Annotated in this window: 4 protein-coding genes; 1 reads left to right on the forward strand and 3 read right to left on the reverse strand. The window is 64.0% G+C overall.

The features are described from left to right. Positions 1-119: 119 nt before the first annotated feature. Both IVA82_RS00930 and IVA82_RS00935 read right to left on the reverse strand, forming a co-directional pair. Positions 120-1634 (reverse strand): acetyl-CoA acetyltransferase, encoded by a 1515-nt coding sequence (locus IVA82_RS00930; RefSeq protein WP_247383817.1) that lies wholly within the window; start codon positions 1632-1634, stop codon positions 120-122. Between the two features lie 164 nt (positions 1635-1798). Further along, a complete protein-coding gene (locus IVA82_RS00935; RefSeq protein WP_247383819.1) occupies positions 1799-2932 on the reverse strand; it encodes a nitronate monooxygenase in 1134 nt (377 codons plus the stop codon). Between the two features lie 279 nt (positions 2933-3211). On the opposite strand from IVA82_RS00935, the gene yghU reads away from it, so the two are divergent. Beyond that, positions 3212-4096 carry a glutathione-dependent disulfide-bond oxidoreductase gene (yghU, locus tag IVA82_RS00940; RefSeq protein ID WP_247383820.1) on the forward strand — a complete coding sequence of 295 codons (885 nt, stop codon included), beginning with the start codon at positions 3212-3214 and terminating at the stop codon, positions 4094-4096. A 126-nt stretch (positions 4097-4222) separates the two neighbouring features. Here yghU and IVA82_RS00945 read toward each other — a convergent pair whose 3' ends face one another. Further along, positions 4223-5500 carry an acyl-CoA dehydrogenase family protein gene (locus tag IVA82_RS00945; protein ID WP_247383821.1) on the reverse strand — a complete coding sequence of 426 codons (1278 nt, stop codon included), beginning with the start codon at positions 5498-5500 and terminating at the stop codon, positions 4223-4225. Between the last annotated feature and the right edge of the window lie 354 nt (positions 5501-5854).

Here is a 5854-nt window from a genome sequence, read left to right on the forward strand (position 1 = left end):
GACAAGCCTCCGCCAGTCAATCCCAGCAAGCCAAAGCCCAGGTTCTCTCTCGACCAGCTGGAGCTCATCTATGTGTGATTTTCCCGGGACAGCCCTGCGTAAGTACGGGGAGAGGGAGATCAACCAACCCGCCACTCCGGCACGCCGTCGGCGGTCATCGTGATCTCGCCGAGCGAGCCGACCGGCGTACGTTCCATATCGAGCAGATGCGCCAGCGTCGCGCTGTCGCCCGCCGGAATCCGCGCCAACGTGCGGTGGTCGTCTGCCGTGCGCAGCATCACCACGCCATGCTCGACATCGCCGCCGCGGCCATAGAGCACGGTAAAACTCTCGATCTTGCCCTTGCCGCCAGCCTCGGTGACGAACTCTGGCACGGCGCGCTTGTTGCGATCGGCCTCGGCCTGCACGCTGGTCTCCTGCGCCATCGCCTCGCGCGGCGGCATCTTCGAGACCACCAATGCATGATGCTTGGTGACGAAGCCGCCCTGTCCGTAGAGCAGACCGAGCCTTGCGCCGTCGCGCAGGCGCCGCACCATCGCGCAGGCCGCATGCGTCATATAGGTGTTGAGCGGCGCGCCGAAGAAGGTGAGCCCACCGGTCACGGTCGGCTGCACGTCGGCGCCAAGGCCGAGCGTCCGCCGCGCCATCTTCGGGACGCAAGGAAAGCAGCTGTAGAGCTCGATCGCGTCGAACTTCTTGCCGTCACCACCGGCGAGATCCGCCACCGCCTTCAGCACCGTGTTCTGCGGATGGCTTTCATAGAACTGGTCGCGCAAGAGATAGTCGCGCGGCTCTTCCGCTGATGCTCCACCCAGCGGATACACCAGCTTGTCCTCCGCGATGCCGGCTGCACGCGCCGTGGCAAGGCTGGTGAGCAGCAGCGCGCCGCCCATGTTGACCATGGGATTGGCCACCATCAGTTTTGTATAGGGCCAGGCGATCGGGCGGTTATCCGCAGTCGGCGTCGTGATCTCGTCCGGCGCAAAGCGCCGTTGTAGCCAGGCGTTGGGATTTTGCGCCGCGGCCTCCGAATAGCGCGACCACAGCGTGCCCGACTCCGCCATGGCTTCGCGCGGCGTCTGGCCCCAATGCGCGGAGGAGGCCGCCTCATAGAACGGATAGACGGTCACGGGCCGGAACACGCCGAGCTTCACCGCCAGCGGCTTCTGGAACGCAGCACCGCGCTTCGGCTCCTCGACGTCATGCGCAAACGGCGTCCACGGCAGCTTTTCGCCGGCACGTTCGGCCTTGGTCGCGGTCGACTGCGCCTCCGCGCCGCACACCGCGGCAACGCTGCATTCGCCGCGCGCAATGCGCTGGGCCGCCTCGTGGATGTAGCGGATCGGGCTCTCGCCGCCGACCGGGCCGTAATAGCAATGTGAAGGCGCGATTCCGAGCCGCTGCGCCAGCAGTTTTTCCGGATCACGATAGCGCCAGCTCAGGAAGTTGACGACGTCGAGCGACTGCACCTCGCCGAGCAGCTTCGCGCCGGCATCCGCTTCGGCGCGGCGCAGCGCCTGTTCGAGCAGGTCGAGCGGCTCGAGTCCGTCCGTAATCTCCTTCGGGCGGTCGACGATCTCGCCGACGCCGGCGATGACGGGAATGTGGTCAGGGGAGGTAGGAGATTTTGTCATTCTTGCTTCACATTCGAGATCTTGACCACGCCGCCGCCCTTCGAGGCCTCCGCTACGCTACGGCGCCTCAGGGTGACGGCTACGGGTAAAGCGTCATCCTGAGGTGCGAGGCCAGCGGCGCATCTGCGCTGCTGGCCAAGCCTCGAAGGATGGGCCGCAGGCGACTACTCCGCCACCAGCGCATTCATGTGTTCGACGGCTTCGGCAAAGTCTTCCTTGAACTCCTGCACCACGGCGCCTGCTGACTTCACACTGTCGATCAGCCCGACGCCCTGGCCGACGAAATAGCTGACCAGATCCCGCGCCTTGGCATTGCCGGCCTCCGCCGCGCGGTCGATCGCGTTGAAGGCATCGCGGCTGATGATGCTCTGAAGCGGCATCGGCAGCGCGCCCGGGCTCTCCGGCGCGCGGTCCCAGGCATCGGTCCACACCGAACGAAGCTGCCGCGCCGGTTTGCCGGTGCGGCCCTTCGATCGCACCGCCTCGCGCGAGGACGCTGCGATCATCTTCTCGCGAAAGATCTCAGTGGTCTCGGCCTCGACGGTCGCAAGCCACACAGAGCCAGTCCAGGCGCCGGCCGCGCCCATCGCCATGCAGGCCGCCATCTGCCGTCCCGTCATGATGCCGCCAGCGGCGAGCACCGGCACATCGCGGATATCCTTGATCGCCTTGATCACCTCGGGCACCAGCACCATGGTCGAGACCTCGCCGCAATGGCCGCCGGCCTCGGTGCCCTGCACCACAAGGATATCGACGCCGGCTGCGACCTGCCGCAGCGCGTGCTCCTTGGCGCCGACCAGGGCCGCGACGGGCACGCCATGCGTCCTTCCCATTTCGATCATCGCCTTGGGCGGAACGCCCAGAGCGTTCGCAATCAGCCGGATCGGATGGCGGAAGGACACCTCGAGCAGTTCCAGCGCATTTCTGGCATCGAACGGCTGCGGCTGGTTGTCCGCGACGCTGGTCGTTGTGAGCTCGATGTCGTACTTCTTCAGAAGATCGCTTGTGTAGTCGCGGTGCTCCTGCGGCACCCGCGCCTCAAGGCTCTTCCAGGTGACGTCCTTCTCGCCTGCGGTCGACATGTTTTCAGGGATCAGCACGTCGATGCCGTAGGGCTTGCCGTCGACATGCGCGTCGATCCAATTCAGCTCGCGTTCAAGCGTGTCCGGGGTATGCACGGTGGCGCCGAGCACGCCGAAGCCACCGGCGCGGCTGACGGCGGCAACGACGTCCCGGCAATGGCTGAAGGCGAACAGCGGGAACTCGATGCCCAGCATGTCGCAGATCGGCGATTTCATGGCTCTCTCCCGGCAGCCGCCCCGCGTTGCTGTTGTTGCTCTCTTGAGCGAAGGCTCATCGACGCTAGATCATCGTCTTGCGCAATGCCAATCCGGATTTGATGGTGCATCTTGCGTGCACACGCCGTCGGCAGATACGCTTGGTCCAGGAGCTCCTCGGCACGGTCAAGTTGCATGACACGGGCGCGAGCTCCGCGCCTCGTGCAGATCGGGCGGCCTTGCCATCGGCCATTTGCGGGCTAATTAATGCAGACGCATCTTTTCGCCGGAGCCCATTGCATGACCGATGCCCCTGCCTACGTACCGCCCAAGGTCTGGACCTGGAACAAAGAGAATGGCGGACAATTCGCCAGCATCAACCGCCCGATCGCCGGTCCCACCCACGACAAGGAGCTGCCGGTCGGCCGCCATCCGTTCCAGCTCTATTCACTGGCGACGCCGAACGGCGTGAAGGTCACGGTGATGCTGGAGGAGCTTTTGGCGCTGGGCCACAAGGGCGCCGAATACGACGCCTGGCTCATCAACATCGGCAAGGGGGAGCAGTTCGGCAGCGGTTTCGTCGACATCAATCCGAACTCGAAGATCCCGGCGCTAATGGACCGTTCCGGCCCCGAGCCGATCCGCGTATTCGAGTCCGGGTCGATCCTGTTCTACCTCGCGGAAAAATTCGGCGCCTTCCTGCCGAAGGACATCAAGACCCGCACCGAAGCCATGTCCTGGCTATTCTGGCAGATGGGCAGCGCGCCCTATCTCGGCGGCGGCTTCGGCCATTTCTACGCTTACGCGCCGAGCAAGATCGAATACGCCATCGACCGTTTCGCGATGGAGACCAAGCGCCAGCTCGACGTGCTTGATCGGAGGCTCGCCGACAACGCGTACCTGGCGGGCAGCGAGTACACCATCGCCGACATTGCGGTGTGGCCATGGTACGGCGCGCTCGCCAAGGGGCTGGTCTATGGCGCCGGCGAGTTCTTGTCGGTGCAGGACTACAAGAACGTGCAGCGCTGGACCGACCAGATCGCAAAACGTCCGGCCGTGAAGCGCGGCCGCATGGTCAACCGCGTCTACGGCGATCCCGCAAGCCAGCTCCACGAACGCCACGATGCCAGCGATTTCGACACCAAGACGCAGGACAAGATCGGCGAAGTGGCTGCTGCGTCATAGCCGCATCTCTGGGGTGGGCAAAGCGAAGCGTGCCCACCGCCCTATGCGGGAAAATGTGATGGTGGGCACGGCGCGCCAACAGCGCGACTTTGCTCACCCTACGGCAGGGGTGCACTAGGCGAAACTTCACGCCATGCTCAGCTCGTGGCGTCCGACCACCATCCAGTGCACCTCGTCGGGACCATCCGCAAAACGCAGGTGGCGCACGTCCTGATACATCTCAGCGAGCGGGGTCCAGTGCGAGATTCCGGTGGCGCCGTGCATCTGGATCGCCTGGTCGATGATCTTGCACGCGCGCTCCGGCACCATGGCCTTGACCATGGAGACCCAGACGCGGGCCTCCTTGTTGCCGAGCACGTCCATCGCCTTCGCCGCCTTCAACACCATCAGCCGCATCGCCTCAATCTCACAGCGCGCCTGCGCGATGATCTGCATGTTGCCGCCAAGATGGGCGATCTTCTTGCCGAAGGCTTCGCGGGTGAGACCGCGCTGCACCATCAAATCGAGCGCCTTCTCGGCCTTGCCGATGGTGCGCATGCAGTGATGGATGCGGCCGGGTCCGAGGCGGAGCTGCGAGATCTCGAAGCCACGGCCTTCGCCGAGCAGGATGTTCTCCTTCGGCACGCGCACATTGTTGAAGCGCATGTGCATGTGGCCGCGCGGCGCGTGGTCCTGCCCGAACACGTACATCGGGCCGAGCACCTCGACGCCGGGCGTGTCCCGCGGCACCAGGATCTGTGACTGCTGCTTGCTCGGCGCCGCATCCGGATTGGTCTTTACCATCACGATGAGGATCTTGCAGCGGGGATCACCGAGGCCGGAGATGTAGTATTTCTCGCCATTGATGACCCACTCGTCGCCGACGAGCTTTGCGCTCGTCGAGATGTTCTTGGCGTCGGACGAGGCGACGTTGGGCTCGGTCATGACATAGGCCGACCGTATCTCGCCGTTGAGCAGCGGCTTCAGCCACTTCTCCTTCTGCTCTTTGGTGCCGACGCGCTCCAGCACCTCCATGTTGCCGGTGTCGGGCGCCGAGCAGTTCATGCTTTCGGAGGCCAGCGGGCTCTTGCCGAGTTCGGAAGCGATGTAGGCGTAATCGAGATTCTTCAGGCCCTGGCCGGTCTCGTCGTCGGGCAGGAAGAAGTTCCAGAGGCCTTCCTGCTTGGCCCTGTTCTTGGCTCTCTCCAGCGCCTCGAGCTGCTTCGGCGTAAAGCTCCAGCGGTCTTCCTTGCTCTCACCGGCCTTGTTGAACTCGATCGACATCGGCTCGACGGTGTCGCGAATGAACTTCTTGACGTGGTCGTAGAGCGGTCGGACCTGATCCGACATGCGCAAATCATTCAGCTCGTCCCCGGGATTGAGCGTGTAGTTGGTGGTGCGCGGAATGTAGGCGTGTTTTGTCATTGTTCCTCCCGGGGCGCTGAAACTATTAGGCCGGAGAATAGTCGCGGCGCGGCCAAAGCGCGAGCGCGCATTTTCTTCGCGGCCCATGCCACGCGATGGAATTTCGCGAGGGCGTTTGAAATCTTGTTTGAAGGCTGTGGAACGAGAGGTGTAGCCCGGATTACGCTGTAGCGTAATCCGGGTCACGTGAGGCTCGCTCTGTCCCGGATTGCGCTGTGTGCCCCGAAGGGCGCGTGTCACCAGTGGAGGAGGAATCCACCCGGATAATTGTCGATAAGTCTGGTAGCTGACGAGCAGGTTGGTTGGGTAACCGGCTGATCTGAAGCCTCGTGACAAAGGTCGCCCGGCTGAGCT

The organism is Bradyrhizobium sp. 142 (assembly GCF_023074015.1).
Lineage (GTDB): Bacteria > Pseudomonadota > Alphaproteobacteria > Rhizobiales > Xanthobacteraceae > Bradyrhizobium.